Source organism: Kribbella pratensis (assembly GCF_004365355.1).
Taxonomy (GTDB): domain Bacteria; phylum Actinomycetota; class Actinomycetes; order Propionibacteriales; family Kribbellaceae; genus Kribbella.
The window spans coordinates 1,560,658-1,585,662 of record NZ_SODP01000002.1; the positions used below are offsets into that span (position 1 = coordinate 1,560,658).

20 protein-coding genes are annotated in these 25,005 nt (G+C 68.5%); 12 read left to right on the plus strand and 8 right to left on the minus strand.

What is annotated here, in order from left to right; all coding sequences use genetic code 11:
• Positions 1-3 precede the first annotated feature (3 nt).
• Positions 4-1,575, minus strand: coding sequence for a glycoside hydrolase family 10 protein (locus EV653_RS24185; RefSeq protein WP_134105966.1), 1,572 nt, complete (start codon positions 1,573-1,575; stop codon positions 4-6).
• A gap of 98 nt (positions 1,576-1,673) precedes the next feature.
• On the opposite strand from EV653_RS24185, the gene EV653_RS24190 reads away from it, so the two are divergent.
• Together EV653_RS24190 and pseI are read left to right on the plus strand one after the other, a co-directional pair.
• Positions 1,674-2,177, plus strand: coding sequence for a GNAT family N-acetyltransferase (locus EV653_RS24190; RefSeq protein ID WP_134105967.1), 504 nt, complete (start codon positions 1,674-1,676; stop codon positions 2,175-2,177).
• Positions 2,177-3,226 carry a pseudaminic acid synthase gene (pseI, locus tag EV653_RS24195; RefSeq protein WP_134105968.1) on the plus strand — a complete coding sequence of 350 codons (1,050 nt, stop codon included), beginning with the start codon at positions 2,177-2,179 and terminating at the stop codon, positions 3,224-3,226. The genes EV653_RS24190 and pseI overlap by 1 nt, the downstream gene beginning before the upstream one ends.
• Here pseI and EV653_RS24200 read toward each other — a convergent pair.
• On the minus strand, positions 3,223-4,056 hold the full coding sequence (locus tag EV653_RS24200; RefSeq protein WP_134105969.1) for a hypothetical protein: 834 nt from the start codon (positions 4,054-4,056) through the stop codon (positions 3,223-3,225). The two genes, pseI and EV653_RS24200, sit on opposite strands and share 4 nt — an antisense overlap.
• 41 nt (positions 4,057-4,097) lie before the next feature.
• Here EV653_RS24200 and EV653_RS24205 point away from each other — a divergent pair, with 41 nt between their 5' ends.
• Positions 4,098-5,588 carry a class I SAM-dependent methyltransferase gene (locus EV653_RS24205; protein WP_238160034.1) on the plus strand — a complete coding sequence of 497 codons (1,491 nt, stop codon included), beginning with the start codon at positions 4,098-4,100 and terminating at the stop codon, positions 5,586-5,588.
• 112 nt (positions 5,589-5,700) lie between these two features.
• On the opposite strand, the gene EV653_RS24210 is transcribed toward EV653_RS24205, so the two are convergent.
• Genes EV653_RS24210 through EV653_RS24235 form a run of 5 tightly spaced genes read right to left on the minus strand, consistent with a single transcriptional unit; the run spans position 5,701 to position 13,442 of the window.
• Positions 5,701-7,848, minus strand: coding sequence for a glycosyltransferase family 2 protein (locus EV653_RS24210; RefSeq protein WP_134105971.1), 2,148 nt, complete (start codon positions 7,846-7,848; stop codon positions 5,701-5,703).
• A complete protein-coding gene (locus EV653_RS24215; RefSeq protein WP_166679538.1) occupies positions 7,845-9,536 on the minus strand; it encodes a hypothetical protein in 1,692 nt (563 codons plus the stop codon). The genes EV653_RS24210 and EV653_RS24215 overlap by 4 nt, the downstream gene beginning before the upstream one ends.
• Positions 9,529-10,353, minus strand: a complete 825-nt coding sequence (locus EV653_RS24225; RefSeq protein WP_134105974.1) for a hypothetical protein — start codon at positions 10,351-10,353, stop codon at positions 9,529-9,531. The genes EV653_RS24215 and EV653_RS24225 overlap by 8 nt, the downstream gene beginning before the upstream one ends.
• Complete coding sequence (locus tag EV653_RS24230) at positions 10,353-12,644, minus strand: glycosyltransferase family 2 protein (protein ID WP_134105975.1); 2,292 nt, start codon at positions 12,642-12,644, stop codon at positions 10,353-10,355. Before EV653_RS24230 ends, EV653_RS24225 begins: the two co-directional genes overlap by 1 nt.
• Positions 12,645-12,689: 45 nt before the next feature.
• On the minus strand, positions 12,690-13,442 hold the full coding sequence (locus EV653_RS24235; protein ID WP_134105976.1) for an N-acetyltransferase: 753 nt from the start codon (positions 13,440-13,442) through the stop codon (positions 12,690-12,692).
• A 95-nt stretch (positions 13,443-13,537) separates the two neighbouring features.
• On the opposite strand from EV653_RS24235, the gene EV653_RS24240 reads away from it, so the two are divergent.
• Positions 13,538-15,766: a hypothetical protein gene (locus tag EV653_RS24240; RefSeq protein WP_134105977.1), complete on the plus strand. Its 2,229-nt coding sequence runs from the start codon at positions 13,538-13,540 to the stop codon at positions 15,764-15,766.
• On the opposite strand, the gene EV653_RS24245 is transcribed toward EV653_RS24240, so the two are convergent.
• Positions 15,759-16,775, minus strand: coding sequence for a PseG/SpsG family protein (locus tag EV653_RS24245; RefSeq protein ID WP_134105978.1), 1,017 nt, complete (start codon positions 16,773-16,775; stop codon positions 15,759-15,761). The genes EV653_RS24240 and EV653_RS24245 overlap by 8 nt on opposite strands.
• Positions 16,776-16,909: 134 nt before the next feature.
• On the opposite strand from EV653_RS24245, the gene pseB reads away from it, so the two are divergent.
• The 8 genes from pseB (at position 16,910) to EV653_RS24285 (ending at position 24,922) form a co-directional block, all read left to right on the plus strand.
• Positions 16,910-17,893: a UDP-N-acetylglucosamine 4,6-dehydratase (inverting) gene (gene pseB, locus EV653_RS24250; protein WP_134105979.1), complete on the plus strand. Its 984-nt coding sequence runs from the start codon at positions 16,910-16,912 to the stop codon at positions 17,891-17,893.
• A 2-nt stretch (positions 17,894-17,895) separates the two neighbouring features.
• Positions 17,896-19,020 carry a UDP-4-amino-4,6-dideoxy-N-acetyl-beta-L-altrosamine transaminase gene (gene pseC / locus EV653_RS24255; RefSeq protein WP_134105980.1) on the plus strand — a complete coding sequence of 375 codons (1,125 nt, stop codon included), beginning with the start codon at positions 17,896-17,898 and terminating at the stop codon, positions 19,018-19,020.
• 10 nt (positions 19,021-19,030) lie between these two features.
• Positions 19,031-20,437 (plus strand): hypothetical protein, encoded by a 1,407-nt coding sequence (locus EV653_RS24260; protein WP_238160035.1) that lies wholly within the window; start codon positions 19,031-19,033, stop codon positions 20,435-20,437.
• On the plus strand, positions 20,437-21,252 hold the full coding sequence (locus EV653_RS24265; RefSeq protein ID WP_134105981.1) for a hypothetical protein: 816 nt from the start codon (positions 20,437-20,439) through the stop codon (positions 21,250-21,252). Before EV653_RS24260 ends, EV653_RS24265 begins: the two co-directional genes overlap by 1 nt.
• Entirely contained in the window at positions 21,240-21,986 is a 747-nt protein-coding gene (locus EV653_RS24270) for a cytidylyltransferase domain-containing protein (protein WP_238160037.1), read from the plus strand. The genes EV653_RS24265 and EV653_RS24270 overlap by 13 nt, the downstream gene beginning before the upstream one ends.
• 38 nt (positions 21,987-22,024) lie before the next feature.
• A complete protein-coding gene (locus tag EV653_RS24275) occupies positions 22,025-22,861 on the plus strand; it encodes a class I SAM-dependent methyltransferase (RefSeq protein ID WP_134105982.1) in 837 nt (278 codons plus the stop codon).
• An 82-nt stretch (positions 22,862-22,943) separates the two neighbouring features.
• A complete protein-coding gene (locus tag EV653_RS24280; RefSeq protein ID WP_134105983.1) occupies positions 22,944-23,288 on the plus strand; it encodes a DUF485 domain-containing protein in 345 nt (114 codons plus the stop codon).
• The gene (locus EV653_RS24285) at positions 23,285-24,922 is read left to right on the plus strand and encodes a solute symporter family protein (protein ID WP_134105984.1); all 1,638 of its coding nucleotides are present in this window, start codon (positions 23,285-23,287) and stop codon (positions 24,920-24,922) included. The genes EV653_RS24280 and EV653_RS24285 overlap by 4 nt, the downstream gene beginning before the upstream one ends.
• Positions 24,923-25,005 lie beyond the last annotated feature (83 nt).

Genomic DNA, 25,005 nt, shown 5'->3' on the forward strand with positions numbered 1-25,005 from the left:
GAGTCAGCGGAGCGAGACGGCGGGGATGCCGGTGCTTTGGTTGGAGAGGCGGTCGAGGGTGGTGATTGTGTAGATGTAGGCCTTGCCGGGTGTTGCGGTCGGGTCGACGTACGACTGGGTGGCGCCGGTGGAGCGGAGGGTCGCGAGCAGGTTGCGGGCGTCGTTGTCCGGGCAGTGGTCGCTGCCGAGGAGCTCACGACGGTAAATCGCGTACGACGTGGTGTCGTTCGACGTGCGGGACCACTTGAGTTGTACGCCGTCCGCAGTGCGCGACGCGTGGACCGCGTGGGCGGGGAGCGGCGGGCGGGAGTCGAGCGCAGGCATAGCGGGGATCAGCGCCGGCTTGGTGTACCAGGTGTTGTTGAGGAGCGTGGTCGCACCGAGGCGATCGGCGCGGACGTCCTTCGCGGAGAAGTAGATGTTGCCCTTCACCTCGGGGATCGCGCTGTCGAACGCCAGGTGGTCGCTCAGCTCCTGCGGGTCCGACCAGTCCGGCGACTGCGTCGACGTACCGACCTTGTACGTCGCCTCGCCGATGTAGAGGTGGACGTGCGTACCGCGGACCTGGTCGGCCCACCACGGGACGATCTTGTTGTAGTCGGCGGGCGCGAATCCGCCGGCCCAGTAGACCTGCGGGACGATGTAGTCGATCCACTCCTCGCGGACCCACTTGCGCGTGTCCGCCGCGAGGTCGTCGTAGGTCTGCACGCCGGCCGTGGTGTCGGTGCCCTCCGGGTCGGTCGCCTTGTTCCGCCAGACCGCGAACGGCGAGATGCCGAACTTGATCCACGGCTTGATCGCATGCATCTTCTCGGTCAGCTCGTGGATCAGCAGGTCGATGTTGTGCCGCCGCCAGTCCTGCAGGTTGGTGTAACCGTCGGGGTACTGCGCGAAGGTGGCGGCATCGTCGAACGTCTGGCCGGCCACGGGGTACGGGTAGAAGTAGTCGTCGAAGTGCACGCCGTCGATGTCGTACCGCGAGACCGCGTCCATGATCGCGTCCTCGACGAGCTTGCGAGCCGCCGGGATGCCGGGGTTGTAGGAGAGCTTCCCGCCGTACGTGACGACCCAGTCGGGGTGCTGCCGGGCCGGGTGCGTCGGGATGAGCGCGTTGATGTCCGTGCCCATCGAGAGCCGGTACGGGTTGAACCACGCGTGCAGCTCGAGGTTCCGCTTGTGCGCCTCGGCCACCGCGAACGCCAGCGGGTCGTAGCCGGGGTCACCGCCCTGGTGACCGGTCAGGTACTGCGACCAGGGCTCGACCTTCGACGGCCAGAACGCGTCCGCGGTCGGGCGCACCTGCAGGATGACCGCGTTGTGGTGCTGCCGGACCGCGTCGTCGAGCCAGCCGATCAGCTCGGCCTGCTGCTGCGCCGCGCTCAGACCGGTCTTCGACGGCCAGTCGATGTTCACCACCGACGAGATCCAGCTCGCCCGGAACTGCCGCAGCGGAGTGGTCGCGCTGGGCGCACACTTCTGCTGGTCCGCGGGCGCGGCCGACGCCGTACCTGTCAGACCGCCGAGCACCAGGCCCGCCGCCACACCAAGAACACCCATCGCTCGCCAGACTCTCATGTCACTCTCCGACCGTCATTCAACGTGAAGTCGAAAGATGTTTACACACCGAAGGCCATCTAGAACAGTGCTTGCTGAGATGGCGCTAGGTTAGGTACATGCTGCGCACCGCGACTGAAGCTGATGTCGACACCATCCGGCGGCTGCGGAACCAGCAGGCCAATCGTGACGTCAGCATCACCTCCCACGAGATCTCCGCGGACGAACACGCTGCGTGGTGGGCGAAGACGTCGAAGGACCCGAGCCGCCGCGTCCTGATCTACGAACGGGACGGTGCGACCGCCGGCGTCGTGAACTTCTTCGATCTCGAGGGCACGTCGGGTGCGTGGGGGTTCTTCCTGGACGCCGACGGGCTCGCCGAGCGCGGGGAGACGCTGCCCGCGTGGATCGAGGTGATGCGCGAGGCCACGGCGTACGCGTTCGACGAGCTCGACCTCGACGTACTCAGCGGCGAGGTGCTCGAACACAACACGGTGGTCCGGCAGATGAACCGGCGCTTCCGGTTCGTCGAAGGTACGCCGGAGGTCCGGTACGCCGACGGCCGCGAACTCACCGTGATACCCATCAGCCTGCGCAAGCAGGATCGACGCAAGGGGAAGTAATGAGCACCATCGACATCGGCGGTGTGCCGGTCGGACCGGATCATCAGCCGTTCGTCATTGCCGAGATGTCCGGGAACCACAACGGGGACCTGGCGCGGGCGCTCGACATCGTCCGGGCGGTCGCGGAGTCCGGCGCGCAGGCGCTGAAGCTACAGACGTACACCGCGGACACGATGACGCTCGACCTCGACCTGCCGGCGTTCCGGCTGCCGGTCGAACACGAGCTGTGGAGCGAGGCGCGGCTGTACGACCTGTACGAGGAGGCGCACACCCCGTGGGCCTGGCACGAGCCGATCTTCGAGCTGGCGACGTCGCTCGGGCTCGTCGCGTTCTCGTCCGCGTTCGACCAGACCGCGATCGACTTCCTCGAGAAGCTGAACGTCCCGGCGTACAAGGTCGCGTCGAACGAGATCGGTGACCTGCCGCTGGTCCGCGGGATGGCGGAGACCGGGAAGCCGATCATCATCTCGACCGGCTCCGCGACACTCACCGACATCGACGCCGCGGTCCGGGCGGCGCGTTCGACCGGCAACGAGCAGATCATCGTGCTGTCGTGTACGGCGAGTTATCCCGCCCCGCCGGAGCAGTCGAACCTGCGCGGCATCCCGGTCCTGCGCGACGCCCTCGGCGTACAGGTCGGCCTGTCGGACCACACGATGGGCATCGGCGCGGCGGTGGCTGCCGTGGCGCTCGGCGCGACGGTGATCGAGAAGCACGTGACGCTGAAGCGGGTCGACGGTGGTGTCGACTCCGCGTTCTCGCTCGAACCGTGGGAGCTGGAGCTCCTCGTCGAGAGCACCCGCGTCGCCCAGCTCTCCCTGGGCAAACCGGTCATCGGCCCCAAGCAGGCCGAAGAGAACGTCCTCCGCTTCCGCCGCTCCCTCTACGTCACCCGCGACGTCCAAGCAGGCGACCCCATCACCCCCGAAAACGTCCGCTCCATCCGCCCGGCCGGCGGTCTCGCCCCCGACGCCTACTCGCAGGTCGAGGGCCGCCCGTTCCGCGTGGCCGCCGAGGCCGGCACTCCCCTAACCTGGGACCTGCTCTAGCCCTTCAACGCGGCGGCCAGCCGATCACGAGTGACCCGGGCGAACGCGAAGAACGTGGCATCGGTCGCGGCATTTCCCGTCATCCGGACCTCCACGACGTAGGTCGGAGTCCGGTAGTACAGCTTTCGCTCGACGGAGCGGACGTCGGCGACCCGATAGCTGGTCACGACGTACCGCGCGCGGACGCCGAACCCGGGCACCGGACGCTCGACCATCGAGGCCCGGTCATGGCCGTCGAGCTGAATGTGCGCGCACTCGGCCGGGGTGGGCAGGCGCTGGTCGAGCAGCCGGTCACCGAGCGCGCCGGGGAGCTCGACGACGCTTGCGAACACCTGCGGACCGGTCAGGAACGGCCCCATGGGCGCACCGCCGTCCGTCAGCGCCGACGGCGTACCCGGTGCGACGAAGTCGCCCTTGATCCCCGGCGTCCCGTCGAACTGGATGAACTTCCGGCACAGCTCCGGCGAAACCTGTCCGGGCGGCAGTGGGTCGACCGCGGACCTCGCCGTTGCGAGCGGCGGGAAGATCGCGCCGAACTTCTCGAGCTTCGCCTTCCCGTAGATCGACGGAAGGGCCGCCTCCAGCTGAGCAGTCCGGTACCGGAACCTCGCCGGCGGCGCGGGCGTGACCGACGTCCGTGGGAGCTCGGTCCAGTTCGGCGACGGCACTGGAGTCGTCGAGGGAGTTGCCGAGGGCACGGATGCCGCGTCGCCGGGCGGACGCGCTCCGGCCGCCGGCGGTTCGGCGGCTCCGCACCCGGCGAGCACCAGCAACAGGCACCCGGCCGCAGCCACCCAGCGGACCACCGAAGCCCCTTTCCTTGCGATCATGTCGTCGTGTCCGACGCATGCTACGCACGGAAGGGTCCGGCGTGACCGAGTACTTGTTGTTTCCTGGGCGGCATCATGTGTTGACGCGGTTCCAGGGGGAGTTCCTGCGGCGGTTCGCGGGGAGGACCGTGGTGTGGGCGGTGACTTCGGCCAATCACTCGACCACCAAGCGGAATCCGGTGGGGTTCGATCGGCGGGAGGCTGCGATCGAGCGGTTCAGTGTGGGGACGGGGATTCGGTCGTTGGTGGTGGGGGTGGTGGATACGCCGCCGACGGATGAGTTCGCCGAGGTCACGGTGAAGGCGATCGAGGCCGGGACCGACGACCTGATGCGGTTGACGCCGGACAACACCGTGGTCGCCTGCTCGACGCCTGAGGTGAGCAAGTTGTACGAGCAGCTCGGATACCAGGTGATCGGAGTCGAACCCGAGGGTACGGCGCGGCCGTGGGACGTGCTGCTGATGATTGCGGCGGGCAACGAGCAGTGGAAGGAGCTGGCGCATCCGGCGACCGTGGACGTGTTCGAACGGTACGCTCTGGACGCGCACGTAGCGCGCTGCGTGAACGACCCGGTCGTCGGTGACGACGGCGGCCTGACGACCACGCGCGACTACAAGACGTACGCCGACGCCTTCGAGACCGCCGCCGACCGGAAATGGCAACAGATCAAGGACTTCGTGCGCCCGGGCCGGATCCTCGACATCGGCTGCGCGACCGGCGCGACCCTGCAACTGATCGATGCGGACCCGCGCTTCCACGAGTCGGACCTGATCGGGGTCGAGGTCGCCCGGCATTTGTACGCCGAATGCGTACACAAGAAGGAGCAAGGCCTCTTCACGAACCCGAACGTCTACTTCTACCAACGCAACATGCTCGGCTCGGCCGTCTTCCCGCCGCGGTCGATCGACACCACGCTGACGCTCGCGCTCACCCACGAGATCTGGTCGTACGCCGACGGTTCGCGCCCCGGCACCGTCCAGCGCTTCGCCGACGCGCTCTTCGCACACACCGCACCACACGGCGTCTGGATCAACTCCGACGTCTGCGGCCCCGATGAGCCCGATCGCCCGGTCGTGCTGCAACTCGACGACAGCGACGGGGCGAACCCGGCCGAGGTCACCGAACTCGAAGTGCTCGACGACCCAGCGGCGTACATCACCAAGCTCTCCACTCGCGCACGGTTCTTCCAGTTCGCGCACGACTTCCGGCGCAACGCGAAAGTCCCGTTCACGTTCGACCTCACCGGCGACAGGATCACGCTCCGGCTGGCCGACGCGATGGACTTCCTGACCCGCAAGGACTACGTCGACAACTGGCTGAGCGAGACGCACGAACAGTTCTGCGGCCTGAACTTCGCCGGCTGGTCCGCGGTCGCCGAACGCGCCGGCTTCACCATCGACCCGGCCTCGAACGCGTGGCGCAACGACTGGGTCATCGACAACCGCATCGCCCCGGTCGCCTCCATCACCACCCCCGACGGTGACCCCGTCGACTGGCCGGTCACCCACCAGCTCCTCATCGCCCGCCGCTAACCCCGTGCAGTTTGGTGGGTATGCCCACGAGAAGGTGGGTTGGCCAACCGGAATCCGGTGGGCCAACCCACAGTTTGGTGGGCATACCCACCAAACTGCGCGCTTCGGCAGCCTAGGTGGCCTCGAGGTGGAGGGTGCCGGCCAGCGGGCGTACGGCGTACGTGTGGCGGGCGCGGGTGATGGTCAGCGGCAGCCGGCTCGACAAGAACGGTTCGCACTGCACCGCGTGCGACGTACCGTCCGGCGCCGTCGCGAAGAGGATCCAGTCGGCCGGCTCCAGCGCCGCCATCTCGACGACTGCCGCCCAACCGTCGTCGGACACGGTACGACGGCACGCAACGTCCACGTAGTCGTCGGAGTCGGGCAGATACCGTCGCCAGCTGAAGTCGACGTCACCCCAGTCAGGGCCCCGCACGACCAACATGTTGCCAGCAGCAACTGCTGCGGTGGCGGTCATCCGGATCGGGGATTCGTGCAGGTTCACGTACCCGCCGGTCGACCGGGTCAGCATCACCACGCGGCCGCCCTCGGCGTGTGAGACCAGCCGGTCGCCCGCGGTCCACAGCAGCACCTGCTCGCGGCCTTCCGGACCACGCATCCGGAACGCCCGCGTCGTGCGCTGACTGAACGGATCGTCCGGGTTGATCTCCTCGAGCATCGGCCGGATCGGCAGCCGCGCAGTGAAGTCGCGACCATGGACCTCGAGCGGCAGCTCCTCCTCGCCGCCAGACAACGGCCGGCTGACGAACAACGACGGCTCGTCGAACGCCGACCGTCCGTGCAGCACGAGCGCATCGGGCGTCTGCTCGACCGACGTCAGTCGGCACGGATCCGCCAACCGCCGTACGGCGAAGGCGCCTTCCTTACCCGGACCTGGCTGAATCCAGCTCGTGCCGTCGATCCACATCCCTGGCGGCCATCCCGGGCTGCCGGCCTTCTGACCGCGCAGCAGGTCCCGGCGGCGGATCCCGCCGACACGCATCCGTACGTCGAAATGCGACGGGCCTGCCGGGCACTTGGCGAGCAGTTCCTGGCTGACCCGGACCTCGAACCCGACGAGGCTCTCCTCGCCCCGAAGGTCGGTCGCCGGCAACCGCCGTACTGGAAGTCGATAGTTCCGGCCCGCGATGACGAGACCGACCCGGAGGCTCGACGGCTTGGACTGCAGGTGGCGGATCTCGGCGGTGCCGCGTACGGACAGCTCGCCGTCGATCCAGCTCACCTCCCGGATGCTCGTCGCGAGCGTGAAGTCGGTCTTGGACAGCGGCAGGTGTTCCTTCACCGCGTCCGGGTCCAGGGCGACCAGGCGCAGCAGTTCGACGTCGCCCGCACGGACAGCGTCGAACTGGAGCTGGGCGACCCGCGACGCCGTCTCGAGTACGGCGTCATCCAGCCGGCCGAGGAGTTCGCTCGTCAGCTCGACGAGATGCTGCTCCTCCTCCGGCGGGACCGTGCCGAACGCGGACAAGATCGAGTGCAGGTCGATCTGACGGAAATGCGCGTGCACCCGGTGCCGGATCTCCGGCAGCGCGTCCTCGATCTCGTCCAGCACGAGGCCCGCCGAGACGACGCGGTCGCGGATGTTCGCGAGCTGGAACTTCTGCTGGGTGATCGAGTCACCCGACTCGCGTTCGCGCCAGAAGTACACCGGCGCCGCGATCGTGTCGACGGTGACCGCGTCGAGGTGCGCCTTGAGGGTGACCGGGTAGTCCTCGTACCGGATCGCCGGGAAGCGGTACCCGTACTCGTCCCAGAACGACCGCCGGTAGACCTTGTTCCACACCATCCGGTCGAGCACGAGCTGCGGCGTCTCGGAGATGTGTGTCGCGAACCGGTCCTCGGTGAACGTCTGCCCGTGCAGCCAAGACGGCCGTACGCCGTAGCTGTTGTTGAACCGTCGCGCATTGCCGCCGGCGAAGTCCGAACCGGTCCGGTCAAGCGCCTTGATCAGCAACCCGAAGCCGTGGCGGGTGACCAGATCGTCGCTGTCGACGAACGTGAGGTACTCCCCCGTCGCGTGCTCGATCCCGGTGTTGCGGGCCGGGCCGAGCCCGGCGTTGTCCTGCTCGACGATCCGGAACCGCGAGTCGCGGGCGCACATCTCCTTCGCGATGACGGCGCTGTCGTCCGGCGAGCCGTCATCGACCAGGATCGCCTCGAAGTCGCCCCAGGTCTGTCGCGCGATCGAGTCCAGGCAGTCCCCGATGTATGCACCGACGTTGTAGAACGGCACCACCACACTCAGGCGCGGACTGCTCATCGCTTCCGGATCCGGCGGGCGACCTTGCGGGCAACGGTCTTGGGCTTGCGGACCTGTGCTGCGTGGAAGATCACCCGCGAGACGGCGTACGTCCGGGAACCGCGGATGCGCTCATGGGCGGTGGTGAGCCGCTGCAACTGGCCGCGGAGCTCGCGGATGCGGTTCTCGCGCGTCTTCATCGCCTTGTTGCGGAAGCCGAGTGTCCGCTCGAGTCCGTACACGTGCCCCTTGAGCTCGAACAACTCCTTCTTGGCTTCCTCGGCGGCGGCCAGAGCCGTGCGTACGTCGACCGTGCCCTTGCGGGTCTCGAGGACCAGGTCCAGCGCCGCCGCCAACTCCTTGCCGCGAGCAACTTGTTGCGCGGTCGCCGGTGGGGTGTCCGGCGAGGTTGCCGGAAGCTGTTCCGGCGGCTCGATCCCGGACATCCCGAGCCACGCAGACACCAGGTCGTCGCCGACCATCCACGGCGGCCACGGGTGCCGCCGGTGCTGCCCCAGGAGGCGATCCTGGAACCGCACCCACGCGGCCGTCAGCAGATCGTCCTTGTCCACACACTCCTGGGCCACCCACGGCGAGACGCCGTACGCGAAGGATTCGCCGTCGAAGATGATGTCGTCCCACCGCACGATCACGCGAGACGCGGTCACCCACTCGCCAAGGTCGGCAGCCAACTTGCGGAAGGCGGGCACGTCCTCGGCTGCCGCGAGGCGGAACAACACGGTCTCTACCGAGACACCTGAGGGAACGGTGGTCGGGACGACGGACGGGTCGAAGGACAGCGCCTCCGTGGGACGCGCCTCGACATCGGACTCGGCGGCGCCTGGACCGATGGTCGTTGTGGTGTCCCAGCCGGTCAGGTTCTGGTCGGCGGTCAGGACAGCCTGAGCTGTCTGCGCATACAGATCGTGCGACGGCTGGGCCCCGGAGATCGCCAGCCAGCCGGTGGGCACCGACGCCAGCAGGCCCGCCCGCGCGGCCGTGTCGACCCCCTCGTGCGGTGGGGACAGGAGCGGTACGTCGATGGCCTCGAGCGCTCCGATCGCCAGCCGGGTGGGCAGCTCGCCGGGGCGGGCGCCTGCGGCCACGTCGGCGCGAACGAAGGTGCGCGACGCGAAGTCGGCGTACACCTCGGCTCGCCACGGCAGCGCGGCCTTCAGCTGGTCGACAGAGACCGGGCGGGTGGGGTCGTCGTGGAGCGGGCGCCACTCGTCGTCGCCGTGGCGCTCGTGCGCGGGCCGGCTGTCCAGCAGGTTCAGGAGTGAGAACTCGTTCTCCAGCGCGAGCACGACGACTGCGTCCGGCGTCGCGAGCCGGGACAACGCGGCGAGCCGCTCCGTCCACGACAGGTCGGTGCTGTCGTAGCCGAGCACGCGGTCAAGCCCGTCGGTCGCGATGATGACGTCGTACGGCTCGCCCTCCAGCCCGTCCAGCGCGCCCGCGATCACCTGCAGGCACGGCCCGAAGTCCTCGCCGAGCTGCTGAGCGTCGGCGACCGAGCGGACCAGGATCGTCACGTCGGCGGAGTGCGCCAGGACGGACTCGATCTGCTGCGGCGCGTGCGGCCCGAGGATCAGCGTCCGGCGGTTGGCCGGGACGACGTCGGTCAGCAGCGCCGCCAGCGCCGGCCGCGGCGTCGTGTGATCGGTCCACGGCTGCATCTCCCCGCGAACCACCTGGACCTCAGACACGCTCTCTCCAATCGAACAGACTCCGCAGTTCTGCGGGCGGCATCATCCAGGGCTTCCCGAGCTCGAGGTCGGTGGTGGCACGCGAGGCCTCGAGGTCGATCGACTTGCCGAGCATCTCGGGCCACAGCCGCTCGATCCGGCTCTGCCCGCCGAACAACGGGTTCTCGCCTTCCATCTCCATCGGATCGCCGTACACCGCCGGTTCGCAGCCGGCCGCGATACCGTAGAAGATCGCGGTCGACAGCCGGTTGGCCGCGACCCGCTTGTGCTTGCGCAGCTCGGCGAGCTGCTTGAACAGGAAGCGCCGATCGGTCCCCTCGTAGGAGAACCCGCGCCGCCCGAACGACACCACGCGGAACCCGGCGTCCTCGTAGAACCCGCGCACCTCGGGCCGGTCGTACTCCGTGTAGTACAGGCTGAACGTCACCGGGCCGGGCTCGGTCTCGCGGATCTCGTCGATCAATCGCCGGTGGTCGCCGTGGATCTTGCCGCCCTCCCATCCGTGGAAGAGGAACCACAGCGTGCCCTCACGCTCCACCGGTTCGTCCTTCTCCGGCTCGAGCTCCATCAGGTACAGGAACGGCGCACCGATGCTGTGGTAGTTCCGCCGGCCGAGCGCGTGCCCGCGACGCCGCGGCGCATCGCTCCAGGTGAACCGCCAGGCACCGTCGTAGAACTCGTGCACCGGGTTCCAGCCGCAGCCGATGTTCCAGCCGTGCTGCAGGTAACCCCGGAGCCGCGGTGGATGGTCGAAGTCGAACCCGGCGTACCGCGACAGGATGTGCGTCTGGCCGTAGTAGTGGTTGTGATGATGCATCAGCGCGCCTCGACGTGCAGAGTGCCGGCATGGGGTCGGACGGCCAGCGCGTGCGTCCCGTGCGTGCCATATGTGATTGCCAATGGCAACCGGCTGCACAGGAAGGGCTCGCACTGTACGGCGTGCGCCGCACCGTCGGGGGAGGTCGCGAACAGGATCCAGTCGGCCAACGCGGCCAGCGGGTCGACTGACACCTTCACCGCCGTCACCGGGATCAGCGCGTCGACGTCGACCGCAGCCGACCACCCGTCGGCGGACACGGTACGACGGCACTCGACGTCCAGGTGATCGTCGGAGTCGGCCAGGTACCGCCGCCAGCTGAAGGTGACGTCGCGGCCCTCGGAACCGCGCACGACCAACTGGTTGCCCTCAGCCACAGCATGGGCCGCGGTCGTCCGGATCGGCGACTCGTGCAGGTTCACGTACCCGCCGGTCGACCGGGTCAGCGTGACGACCCGATCGTCGACGACGCGCGAGACGGCCGAGTCGCCGGCGGTCCACAGCAGCACGCGCTGCTGCCCATCCGGACCGTGGACCCGGAACGACCGGGTCGTCCGCTGGCCGAAGGGATCGTCGTGGTTCGCCGCCGCGAGGATGTCGCGGATCGGCAGCCGGGCGGTGAAGTCACGCCCGTCGACCTGCAGCGGAATCTCTTCCTCACCGCCGACGACCGGCCGGCTGAGGTGCAACTCCGGCTCGTCGAACGACGCCCGCCCGTGCAGCACGAACTCGTCGTCGGTCTGCTCGACCGCGGTCAACCGGCACGGGTCCGTCAACCGTCGCAGCGAGAACCAGCCGTACTTGCCCGGCCCGGGCTGGATCCAGTTGGTCTCGTCGATCCACGCACCCGGCGCCCATCCGGGGCTGCCCGGTCCTTGGCCGCCGAGCATGCCCTTCCGGTCCCGCCGGCCGGATCGCATCCGCACCTCGAAGTGCGCGGGCGCCCCTGTGCAACGAGCGAGCAGTTCAGGATCCAGCAGTACTTCGAATCCCACGAGCGACTTGTCGCCGTGCAGGTCCAGCGCGGCGTACCGGCGTACCTCGAGGGGATGTGACGCGTCGTCGACGACCAGCGCGATCTGCAGCTTCGACGAGCGATCGGTCTCCAGGTGGCGGATCTCGGCGGTGCCCTTGACCGACAACTTGCCATCGACCCAGACGACCTCACGCACGCTTGTCGCGAGCGTCAGGTCCTGCTCACGCAGCCCGTACAGCCGCCGCGGTACGACAGTCTCGCCCTGCCCCGGGTAGTTGTAGTCGAGCTGCCGCGAACGCTTGCCGCGCGGAACCGCCCGAGCGCCGCCGCGAAGCCCGCCGGAGTTGCGGAAGACCGCGAGCCGACGAAGCAGGTCGACATCACCTGCGCGAAGAGCAGCATGCTGGATCCGGTCGTAGCGATGAGTGGCAGCCAGTACGTCGGTGTCGATCCGGTCGAGCAGCTCGCGCGACAGGTCGACGAGGTGCTGCTCTTCCTCGACCGGGACGGTGCCGAACGCGGACATCAGCGTCAGCACGTCGATCTGCGCCAGGTGGGCATGCGTACGCCGGCGGACCACCGGTGGGGCGTCCTCGACCAGGTCGAGGACCATGCCGGCCGACGTGACCCGGTCCCGGATGTTGCCGAGCTGGAACTTCTGCTGGGTGATCGACTCGCCGGACTCCCGCTCGCGCCAGTAGTAGACGGCCTGCGTGATGGTGTCGACGGTGACTGCGTCCAGGTGCGCCTTGAGCGCGACCGGGTAGTCCTCGTACCGGATCGGCGGAAAGGTGTAGCCGTACTCGGTCCAGAACGACCGGCGGTAGACCTTGTTCCAGAGCATCCGGTCCAGGACCAGGTCGGGGAACTCCGTCACGTGCGTGGCGTGCCGGACCCGGGCGAACGGCTGCTTGTGCAGCCACGACGGCCGGACGCCGAAGCTGTTGTTGAACCGCCGCGCGTTGCCGCCGGCGAAGTCCGAACCGGTTCGGTCCAAGGTCCGGACCAGGGCCGCGAACCCGTACCGCGAGACCAGGTCGTCGCCGTCGACGAACGCGAGGTACTCGCCGGTCGCCTCGCTGATCCCTCGGTCGCGGGCAGGGCCGGGACCGGCGTTGACCTGCTGGATCAGCCGGAACCTCGGGTCCCGGTCGCAGAACTCCTTGGCGACGACGGCGCTGTCGTCGGGCGAACCGTCGTCGACGAGGATCGCCTCGAAGTCGGTCCAGGCCTGCCGGGCAATCGATTCCAGGCAGTCTCCGAGGTACTCACCGACGCCGTAGAAGGGCACCACCACGCTCAGCCGCGGCGTCACTCCGGTGTTTCCTCCCTCGACAGCGGTACGCGGGCCCCAGGGGGACTACGTAGCGGCAACGAGGTGAACGGTCAGGAGGTTATGCACCGGTTCGAACCCGTAACGTGCCCAGATCCGCTGGATGCCGGTCTGGTGGCCCTGCGTCGAGACGACCAGCCGCCGGGAGGTGCACGCATCCTCGATCGCAGCGAGCAGGTGGCCGTAGCGTCCGCGGCCCTGCTCGGCCGGTACGACGCCGGCCAGCTGGATCTCGGTCCAGGAGCGCTGCTGGTCGATCGCCGCCAGCGCGAGCACCCGGCGGTCGGGCCCCCGCAGTACGACGGCGCCTGCCTCGGCGATGCGCCGCCGGGCCCAGTCCTGCCGACCCGCCAGCGCGAGGGTCCGGTCGAAGAGCGGGTTCGAGCAGTAGTGGTTGCCGGAGTCGCCGAAGACGTCCGCGACCAGGTCGTCGACCAGATCGTCGTCGGCGGTGGGCTCGAGCCGCGTGCTGAAGCCGGCCAGCGGCGCGGGGCGCCGGCCCTTGCCGGTCGGCAGCGACCAGTAGACGACAGTGTCGGCGAGGAGCGCCTGCCGCGGTCCGTTGGCCAGCGCGGCGAACCAGGTGGTCTCGCGGGCCGGGTAGCGCAGCACGATCACGTCCGCGGTCGACCGCTCGACCGCACCCAGCACCTCGGCGAGCGGCGTACCGGCGGAGGCGGAGACCGACATCCGGTCGATCGAGACCCCGAACCGCTTGGCCGCGTCAACGGACGGCCGGACGGTCAGTTCACCGGCCTCGAGCGCGTCGTACCAACTCATAGGGCGTCGAGCTTAAGGCATCACGGTGACCTCGAGGTGACCACCCGTGAGTCGCCGGGCACGCTCTGCGGCGAATTTCACATTAGTGTTACGGCATGCGCGCGAGAGCGAGGCGGCGGGGGCCGCGTACTGCGGGGCCTTCCCTTTCCGGTCTGGTCGCCGGGCTGGCCGTCGTGGTGCTGGCGCTCGTCCTGCTCGCGCTGCACGCGACGTTCTTCGAGCTCGTCCGGTTCGTGCTGTTCACCGGGGTCGTGGTCATGCTCCCCGGGTTCGCGCTGTGGAGGCTGATCGGCGGGTACGCGCGAAACCTGGTCGAGGACCTGTCCGCGGGGTTCGCCGTCGGGACAGCCGGGCAGGTGCTGGTCTACCTGGCCAGTGCGTCGATCGGTCTGCAGGCGTGGTCGTGGGTCTGGGCTCCGGTCGTGCTGGTGGTCGCGTTCGTCGACAGTGACGCCCGGGCGCGGGTCTGGCGGCGGGTCGAGCAGCCGCTGCGGCCGCTGCAAGCGTGGCTGCTCGCGGCGTCGACCGCGGTGGTGCTGCTGATCGTCTATCGGCGCGGTCCGGGGCAGTTCCTCCCGGCGTACACCGATCCGCTGCGCGCGTACCCGGATCTGGCCTTTCAGCAGGCGCTGGCCGCGAGCGCGAAGTACGACGTACCGATCTCGACGCTGTGGCTCGGCGGGGAGCCGATGAAATACCACACGTTCTTCCACCAGGCGACGGCTGCGACGCAGTGGGGTACGCGGATCGATCTGACCGATCTGATCCATTCGCTGAGCTGGCTGCCACTCTTCCTCGCGGGGTGTGGTCTGGTGTTCGCGCTGACCACTCGGCTCGCTCCGACGTCGGAGTCGGGCGCGACCTGGGCCGGGCCGCTCGCTGTGTTCGTCGCCGGCCTCGGTGGGGCCATGCAGCCGTTCGCCAGTGCTGGACTGGGCGGGGTGTCCACTGCGGTCGCGGCGTACCTGAGTCCGACGCAGAACCTCGGAGTACTGATCGCACTGGCCGTGTGCGTCGTGACGGTGGACCTGTTGCGGTCCGACGGCAAGCCGCGCAGCCGGTGGGTGTTGCTGGTGCTGCTCGCGCTGGTCGCGGCCGGGGCGAAGTCGACGATCCTGCCGCTAGTGGGAGTCGGCTTCGCGTTCGCGTTCCTGCAGTTGGGGCTGGCGCGGCGGAGTACTCGACCTGCGTTCTTCGGTGGGTTGCTGTCGCTCGCGGTGTTCGTGGCCGCGTTGATCACGATCTTCGGCGGGAGCACCTGGGGTACGGAGATCAAGCCGTTCGAGACGTTCGTCCAGCTGGCGCCGTACTCGCTGCTGATGCCGAATCCGCATGCGCAGTTGTTGTCTGGGGCAACGACTTTGCTGAGTTGGGCGCTGGCGGCCTCCGGATTGTTCTTCCTCGGGCGGAGGTGGCGGGACACCGGGGCGGTTTTCCTGGCCGGCTTCGTGGTCGCCGGGTTGCTGGGCACGCTGCTGACGACACAGTCCGGTGTCAGTCAGCTCTACTTCCTCCGTACGGCGTTCCCCGTGGTCGCCGTACTCGCATCTGCAGGGCTGGCCAACCTGGTCGGGCGGCTCGGCGATCGACGAGCCGTCGTGCTCGTCGGGGCAGCCGGACTGCTCGGTCTGGTCGCGCTGGCGATCGCTCGATGGCAGTCCGCTGATCTGCCCGGCATCAAGGGGCCGTGGCTGTGGACGCTGGCGGCCGTCCTGGCGGTTGCTGTGCTGGTGGCCGTCGTGTGGAAGCTGGCGCGGAGACCGGGCAACTTCTTCGTGGCGTTGCTCGGTGCCGCGGTGGCAGCGTGCATGATCGGTGCAGCGCTGGTGCCTCTGCAGGCGCTCGTTTCGGACAAGGCGTCGAATCTGGTCTTCGCTCATCCGTTCCGCGGCGGTGCGACGGCCGCTGAAGCAGGCGCTGCCCGGTGGCTCCAGCGAAACAGCACACCGGGCGATCTGGTCGCGACCAACGCGCACTGCATCATCCAGCGCGACGGCATCTGCGACAGTCGCCACTTCTGGCTCGCTGCGTTGTCGGAGCGCCCAGTGCTCATCGAAGGCTGGTCGTACTCCAACCAGGCGAACCGGATCGCCCTCACCACCGGTGGCAACCCGAGCCTCATCCCGTACTGGGACAGCAGTGAGCTGGCGGCCAACGACATCGTCTTCAAGTCACCCACCCCGGCGTCGATCGAGCGACTGCGCCAGGCCGGAGTGCGCTGGCTGTACGCCGACAACCGCGCCGGCGGAGTGTCGCCCGCGCTCCGCAACTACGTCCGCCTGCGCCACGCGACTCTGGACGCAACGATCTACGAGCTCAAGTGAGTCGCAGGAGGGCGTCGGCGACCCGCTCTCGCCCTCGACCGTCGACCAGCGCCCACCCGGCGCTCGCCAACCGGCCACGCTCTGCCGGATCAGTCAGCAACCGCTTGAGAGTTGTGACCGCGGACGACGCGTCTGTCTCCAGTGCGCTCAAGAGACCCAGTCCAGCCGCCGCACCAGTGCCGACAGCCCGCTCGTAGCCCATCACCTGGTTGTCGACCACACAGACAAGCCCGGTCGTTGCACCGAGGCACAGCAGCTCCCAGGTCGACGTACCCGACGCACTGATGGTCAGATCGGCCTCGCGAACCCGCGCGGCCAGCTGATTGGTCGGGCCGATGGTCTGGAGCCGCTGATGCGGCTGCAGCTCGACCGCAGCGATCCGTGCGGCCAGCTCGGGACTGGGCGCGACCACGGTAGCCTCGAACGGCAGACCGGTCGCCGCGAGCGCGCGGGCGACGTACGGGCCGGCGCCGAAGGCATCTGTGCCACCGAAGAACGCGAACACCTTCGGTACTGCGGTCTCCCGGGCTGTCGGCGGCTCCGCGGGACGGTGGTCGAGAACCTCGTCGCGGATCATCACGTATGGCAGACCGGCCAGCCGGACCGAGTCCCTTGGCAGCGTGGGGTGGTCGTGCTCGGCGGCGAGGTTCTGGTCGACCAGTACGTCGGCCTCGGCGCCACGGAAGTCGCCGTCGACGATCGCCAACGTCGGAAGCGCCCGGACCGCCGCGTAGACGGACGCGTCCAGGTCGTAGGAGTCGAAGACGACCGCGTCGAGCCCCAGCCGTCCGAAGAGCTCGACGTGCTCGGCAGGCGTCCAAACCGCGGGATGTACGTCGATACCGCGCGCCGCGATCTGGTCCGCGGCCCATGGCACGGTGTGCGCGTCGCAGACGAAGAGCAGTTCGACGTCGCGCCGGCGTACCTCCTCGGCGAGCGCCAGGCAGCGCATCACGTGGCCGATGCCCCGGTCCGGCCCCACATCACATCGCACTCCGACGCGTTTCACGGCGGCCAGCGTACGTTTGATCACCCCGGGCTGAGACAGTGGATTGAAGGACTGGTTCACGGGGCAGCTATTGTTTCGAGGTCCGTACCGCGTGTGTGCGGTTCGGAACTGTCCGTCAGAAGGGTCCCGCTCGCGTGTCAATCCTTACCGGCTCAGACATCCTGGTCACGGGCGGCACCGGGTCGTTCGGCCGGAGCTTCGTACGGCACGTGCTGGACCAGCTGAACCCGCGCCGCATCATCGTCTTCAGCCGCGACGAGCTGAAGCAGTGGGAGGTCCGCCAGCTGTTCGGCGACGACCCGCGGCTGCGGTTCTTCCTCGGCGACGTCCGCGACCGCTCCCGGTTGCTGCGGGCGATGCACCGGGTCGACTACGTCGTCCACGCCGCGGCGCTGAAGCAGGTGGACAGCGGTGAGTACAACCCCTGGGAGTTCGTCCAGACCAACGTGATCGGCTCGCAGAACGTCATCGAGGCGGCGATCGACTGCGGTGTGAAGCGGGTCGTGGCGCTGTCCACGGACAAGGCGTCGAGCCCGATCAACCTGTACGGCGCGACCAAGCTGACCGCGGACAAGCTGTTCATCAACGGCAACCACTACGCGGCGGCGTACGACACCCGCTTCAGCGTCGTGCGGTACGGCAACGTGATGGGCAGCCGGGGCTCGATCATCCCGAAGTTCCGCGCGCTGCACGCGGCCGGCCAGTCGCTGCCGATCACCGACCTGCGCTGCACCCGGTTCCTGATCACGCTGCCGGAGGCGGTCGAGTTCGTCGTCGACTCGTTCGACCTGATGACCGGCGGCGAGTTGTACGTGCCGCGGATCCCGTCGATGAAGGTGACCGACCTGGCGGAGGCGATCGCGCCCGGCGCGAGCATGCACGACGTCGGGCTGCGCCCCGGCGAGAAGCTGCACGAGGAGATGATCAGCCCGGAGGAAGGCCGCCGCGCGCTGTCCCTCGGCAACCGCTTCGTGCTGCAGCCGGACCTGGCCACCTGGGGCTACCAGCCGCCCGCCGACGGCCGGCCTGTCGCGGGCGACTTCCACTACGCGTCGGACACCAACGACCAGTGGTACTCGATCGAGGAGATCCGCAAGATCCTCGAGAGCGACGTCTGACCGTGCTGCCGTACGGACGCCAGTCGATCTCTGAGGAGGACATCGCGGCGGTCACCGCCGTACTGCGGGGTGACTGGCTCACGACCGGGCCGGCAGTCACCGCCTTCGAGCAGGCCGTGTCGGAGCTCTCCGGAGGACATCGAGCAGTCAGCTGTACGTCGGGCACCGCAGCGCTGCACATCGCGTACGCCGCCCTCGGCGTCGGACCGGGCGACGAGGTCATCACGACCCCCATGACCTTCGTAGCCACCGCGTCCTGCGCGGCCATCCTCGGCGCAAAGGTGACCTTCGCCGACGTGGACTACGACACGGGCCTGATCGACCCCGCCGCTGTGGAAGCTGTTCTCACCGAGCAGTCGAGGGTCATCGCCGCGGTCGACTATGCCGGCCAAGCCGCCGACTACACCGCGCTACAACCGCTGGCGGACCGGGTCGGCGCACAGACGCTGGCCGACGCCGCCCACTCCGTCGGCGGATCTGCTGACGGAGTCCCCGTCGGTGACCTGGCCGATGTCACCACCATGTCGTTCTTCCCGACGAAGAACCTCACGACGGGCGAAGGCGGCGCGGTCATCTGCAAGGACCCGGCCATCGCCCAGCGCGCCCACGAGTTCCACTTCATCGGCCTCGTCCGCGACCCTTCGCGCTTCGAACTCACCGACGAGGGCCCGTGGCACCAAGAGGTCCACGAGTACGGCGTGAACTACCGCCTCACGGATCTCGGCGCGGCGCTCGGCCTCTCGCAGCTCACCCGGCTCGCGGAATTCAAACGCCGTCGTACAGAGATCACCGCGCGCTACAACGACGCATTCGCGGGCGTGGACGGTCTGCGTACGCCGGTGCAGCGCGACGGCGTCGACCCGATGTGGCACCTGTACCCGATCCGCGTCCTCGGCGGGCGTCGGCGCGAGGTGTTCGAGCAGATGCGCGCGGCGGGAATCGGCGTCCAGGTCAACTACATTCCCGTGTACTGGCATCCGGTATTCGCGCGGCAGGGCTACCAGCGCGGCTTGTGCCCGAATGCTGAGCGGTACTACGCCGAGGAACTGTCCCTCCCTCTCTTCCCGGCCCTCACCGACGGTGACGTGGACCGGGTGATCGAGACCTTGCTCAGACTGGTTGGCTAACGTGACAGATGTGACCCGATCGAACCTGATCGGCGGAGAGATGCTCAACTGGTCGGACCTGCACCCGGGCGACGCCCGCCCCGCGGCCGCCGGACCCGCAGCCACAGCACTCCTGGCCGCCGCCCTGCAGCCGGAGGACTCCGTCCTGATCGCAGGACCTCACGCTGCCGACCTCATCACCGCCGCCGCGGTGCAGGTAACGTCCGTGGATCTGCTCGTCCGCTCCGCGCCGGACGCCGAAGAGCTGGCCGAACTCCTCTCCACCACCAAGGGCGAGGTCTTCTGCGGCTCTCTCGACCGCTTCCCGCTCGACCACAAGAGCGGCGGGTACGACGTGGTCGTTGCGTTGGACGGGTTGGAGCGGCTGGTCGGGCCGGACACAGCGAAGTTCTCCTGGGGTGAGGCGCTTGCGCGACTTCAGGGGCAGCTCGCACCGGGTGGGCGGTTGTTGCTTGGGGCGGAGAACTCCTTCGGGTTCCAGCGGTTGGTGCAGCCGGACATCGCGGCGGCTCTACCGCGGGACGAGGACTGGGGGCGGGACGTCGCCGACCGTGCGCCAGCTGGTCTCAAACCTCTCACCGCCGCACTCCAAGAAGCCCTTGCTGCCCATGCAGGCAGCGTGCGGACCTATGCGGTGTTTCCGTCGCTGACTCAGGCGGAGGTTGCGCTGAGCGCGGTTGATGGGTTTGCCGGTGTTGTCGCGGCCCGGCATGTTGCTTCACGGAACGATGGGCCGGTCTTGATGGATCCGTATCGGGTGGTGCTCGATGCAGCTGCGGCCGGGCTCGGGGTGGAACTGGCGCCGGCTTGGTACTTCGTGGTTGGAGCGGATGCTCGAAGTGTGTTGCCTGCGGGGGTCGTGCCGGAGGGCGAAGGTGTCTTGCTGGAGGAGCACCTTTTGCTGGCCCTGCGCTGTGATGATCAGGCCGAGCTTCGGCGGGTGATTCCTGGGTACGTGGCTTGGCTGGCGGCAGGGGGCGCAGGGTCGCCGGACAACGTGATCCTGGACGGGGCGTCGTACCGGCTGTTCGGGGAACCGCAGGAGCTGGATGTCGTGGAGCACCTGGAGCGGTTCGCGAAGCGGGCGCTGGAAAGTGGCTCTCGACAACCATGGCCGGCGGCAGCTGATCCGCACGCCTTGACCGCGCGGTTGGCCGCGATGGCGGGGATCACCGTGCCGGAGCGGGAGTTCAACCCCGACGAAGTGATCCGGCCGCGCGGCAGCGCCGAGCAGCTCGCGACAGTCGCCCGGCTCGCCGACGAGCTCGCCCACGCGAGCGCCCGCGCGATCCTCTTCGAAGGGACGGTGAGCGGCATCCGTCGTTCGCTCCCGTATCGCGTCGGCCATGCCGTCCTCAACCCGGCTCGCGTCATCCGCCGCCGCCTCAAGCGGGTACTGCGGAAGGTGAGGCGCTGATGCACCACGCCAACCACTTCTACGGCCACGCCAACATCATGGCCGCGTACGCCGGGCTCTCGAAGCCACCACGCATCTGGGGCTACCTGCAGCACGGCTGGAACATCCTCGACGGATTCGCGCACGGCACGAACTTCGCGCCGGGAATGCCGAAGTTCGTCTGGTCCGACAGCGTCCGCCGCCGCGGGCACGCGCTCGGCCTGCGCAACTACTCGGTGATCGGCTCGGTCTGGCTGTACCTGCTCAAGGTACACCCCGAGCTCGCCACCCCCGCGAAACGTGCCAAGGGCACCATTTTCTACCCGTTCCACGGCTGGGAAGGTCAGCACGTGCTCGGCGACCACGGCCGGATCGTTGCCTCGATCAACGAGCACGAGACCGGCCCGGTCACCGTCTGCCTGTACTGGAACGAGTACGACAAGCCCGCGATCCGCAACGTCTACAAGGACGCCGGATTCCGGGTCATCACGCACGGCTACCGCGGCCTGCACTGGCGCCGTACCAACGCCAAGTTCCTGGTCAACCAGCTCCGTGAGCTCCGCAAGCACGAGCGCGTCGCGTCCAACCGCCTCAGCTCCGCCGTTCTGTACGGCGCCTCGCTCGGACTGCAGCCCGGGGTCTACGGTGATCCTATGGTGCTGGAGAACGAGCACCCGTCGTTCGGCGGCCAGGCGCGGATCAAACGGCTGTGGCCGGAGCTCGACCAGCCGTTCGTCCCGCCGGCGGTCGCGCGTGAGTTCACCGATACCGAGCTGGGCGTCGACCATGTCGCCGGTCCGGCCGAGATCCGGGAGATGTTCCGATGGAACTCCTGAAAGTAGGCATCATCACGCAGGTGCGCGTGACCAGCACGCGGCTGCCGGCCAAGGTCCTGCTGAGCGTCGCGGGCCGTTCCTACCTCGAGCACCACCTCGACCGGCTGAGCCGGACCGGCCTGCCGGTGATCGTTGCCACCACCACCAACGTCCACGACGACCTGGTCGTGCAGGTGTGTCACGAGGACGGCATCCCGGTGTTCCGCGGCAGCGAGGACGACGTCCTGAGCCGGTTCGCCGGCGCCGCCCGTGAGCACGAGCTGGACGCGGTCGTCCGGGTGACGTCCGACTGCCCGCTGATCGACCCGGAGATCGTTGCCGCGGGCGTCGATCGGTGGCGGGCCGAGAACGACCTCGACCTGTATATCTCGAACTGCCTCGAGCGGACCTACCCTCGCGGCATGGACTTCGAGATCTTCTCTACCGCCCGGTTGTACGACGCGGAGGCGAAGGCCACGCTCAAGGCCGACCGCGAGCACGTCACGCCGTACCTGCATCAGAACCGGTCCGGCGAGATGCGGTTGCTGAATCTGCCCTGGTCGGGCGGGTCCAGGAACGCGGCGCAGTACCGGCTCACGCTCGACACCGCGGACGACTGGAAGTTGCTCGACGCCCTGATCGAGGACTTCGACGCGCCCCGGCTCAGCTGCGCCGAACTGGTCGCGATCCTGGACGTCCACCCGGAGCTGGCCGCGCTCAACGCGCACATCGAGCAGAAGAAGCTCGGCGAGTGACGACACGCAGGCCGTCCACTACGGCATGATTTACGGTGATGACCACCGATGATCCAGCCGGGGACTCCGCGGACAGCCCCGCCAACGGCGCGCACGCGGCGCGGGCGACGTCGTTCGGCGCCGTCGCGGCCGCGTACGACGTGGGCCGGCCGACGTTCCCGGTCGAGTCGCTGGCCTGGATCCTGGGCCCGGGCCGCGGACTGCAGGTCCTCGATCTGGGAGCCGGCACCGGCAAGCTCGCCGCGGTCGCCGCGGAGCTCGGACACGACGTGATCGCGGTCGACCCGTCGCAGGAGATGCTCGAGGTCTGCCGCCGGCGCTCCGGCATCGACACGATGGTCGGCGCCGCGGAGTCGATCCCGCTCGCGCACGCCTCGGTCGACGCGGTCATCGTCGGGCAGGCGTTCCATTGGTTCGACCACGCCCGCGCGCTGCCGGAGATCGCCCGCGTGCTGCGGCCGAACGGCGTACTGGGCCTGCTCTGGAACAATGCGGACACGGTGGTGCCGTGGGTCCGCCGGATCTTCCAGGTCATCCAGGGCGACGGCGCCGGGGGCAGCGACCGGTTCGACCCGGTGCCGATCCTCGACCAGTCGAACCTGTTCACCCCGCCGGAGTTCCTCCGGTTCCGGCACTGGCACGACCTGAACCGCGAGGGTCTGCGGCAGCTGGCCCAGTCGCACTCGCGGGTCGCCGTACTCAAGGACACCCGCCGCGACCAGGTCCTGGACCAGATCGAGCTGATCTACGAGCACACCGCCCGGCCGCCGGAGGCGCTGCGGATGCCGTACTTCACCGATTGTTTCCGGGCGCACCCCAGCGAGTTCGCCAATTACCGCCGTACCGTCGATGGGCCGGTTGCACCGCATCTGTAGAAACGTTTTGGTTGCAGTAGGTCACAAACGTGCGACTTGCGGCTAACGTGCACCTGTTCGTGTCCGGGCAAAAGGGGATCTGATGGACGACCAGGCGGTGCGCGAGCGGGATGCCCGCGCCTACGAGGCTGTGTACGAGGCGGCCGATTTCACCGAGCTGAGGCGGCGCTACAAGAACTTCGTGGTGCCGTGGACCATCACCTTCATGGCCTGGTACCTGGCTTACGTCGCCTGCTGCAACTGGGCCCGCGGCTTCATGAGCCACCGGATCGGCGACAGCCACATCAATGTCGCGCTGATCTTCGGCCTGCTGCAGTTCGTGTCGACGTTCGTGATCGCGGCCCTGTACGGCCGGTTCGCCAACCGCAAGCTCGATCCGCTGGCCCACGGCCTGAACGCCAAGTACAAGAGGGAGCGCCGCCGGTGAACTCGCTTCTCATCCCGCTGGCCACCGAGCCGGGCAACCGGGCACTGACCATCTCGCTGTTCGGCGCGATCGTCGCCGTGACGCTGTACATCACCTGGTGGGCGTCCCGGCAGAACAAGACCGCTGCCGACTACTACGCCGGCGGCCGCTCGTTCAGCGGCGCGCAGAACGGCCTCGCGATCTCCGGTGACTACATGTCCGCGGCGTCGTTCCTCGGCATCTCGGGCTCGATCGCGCTCTACGGGTACGACGGCTTCCTCTACTCGATCGGGTTCCTGGTCGCCTGGCTGGTCGCGCTGCTGCTGATCGCCGAACTGCTGCGGAACTCGGGCCGCTTCACGATGGCCGACCAGCTCGCGTTCCGGATGAAGCAGCGACCGGTCCGGACGGCGGCCGCGACGTCGACGATCGTGGTGTCGATCTTCTACCTGCTCGCCCAGATGGTCGGCGCGGGCGCGCTGGTCGGGCTGCTGCTCGGCGTGAAGAGCGAGGGCCTGAAGGCGGCCGTGATCATCCTGGTCGGCGCGCTGATGATCATCTACGTGACGGTCGGCGGCATGAAGGGCACCACCTGGGTGCAAATCGTGAAGGCCGTGCTGCTGATTGCCGGCACCGTCGTGATCACGTTCCTCGTACTGCTGAAATTCCACTTCAACCTCTCGGACCTGCTCGGCTCGGCCGCGGCGAAGTCCGGTCATGGTGAGTCGTTCCTGCAGCCCGGTCTGCTGTACGGCAAGGACCTCACCGGCCAGATCGACTTCCTGTCGCTCGGCCTCGCCCTGGTCCTGGGTACGGCGGGTCTGCCGCACATCCTGATCCGCTTCTACACCGTGCCGGACTCGCGCGCTGCGCGGCGCTCGGTGCAGTGGGCGATCGGTCTGATCGGCGTGTTCTACCTGATGACGCTGGCCCTCGGGTTCGGCGCGGCGGCACTGCTCGACACCGGCAAGGGCTCGGCGGTGGCCGAGTCCAAGGGCAACGTCGCGTCGCCGCTGCTGGCGGAGTCCCTGGGCGGTGGCGCCGGTTCGATCGGTGGCGCGATCCTGCTGGCGCTGATCGCGGCGGTCGCGTTCGCGACGATCCTCGCGGTGGTCGCCGGGCTCACGCTGACGTCGGCGTCGTCGTTCGCGCACGACCTCTACGCGAACGTGATCGCCAAGGAGAAGCCGTCCGAGAAGGCCGAGCTGCGGGTGGCGCGGTTCGCGGCGGTCGGGATCGGCGCGGTGTCGATCGCGCTGGCGATCCCGGCGCAGAAGCTCAACATCGCGTTCCTGGTCGCGCTGGCCTTCGCGGTCGCGGCCTCGGCGAACCTGCCGGCTCTGCTGTTCAACCTGTTCTGGAAGCGGTTCAACACCGCGGGCGCGACCTGGAGCATCTACGGCGGCCTGATCTCCGCCGTCGTCCTGGTGGTGTTCTCGCCGGTGGTGTCGGGCAAGCCGACATCGATGATCACCGGCGCCGACTTCGCCTGGTTCCCGCTGTCGAACCCGGGCATCGTGTCGATCCCGCTGGGCTTCCTGTTCGGCGTCCTCGGCACGTACCTCGGCCGGGACAAGACGAGCGAGCTGCGCTACAAGGAGCTCTCGGTCCGCGCCTTCACCGGCGCCGGCGCGGAGGGCCCTGCCAAGCACTGACACAAGCACTGACCCAAGCACTGAAGCTGTTCCCCGAAGGCCCGGCTCGCTGTGTGCGAGCCGGGCCTTCGTCGTTCCTGAAC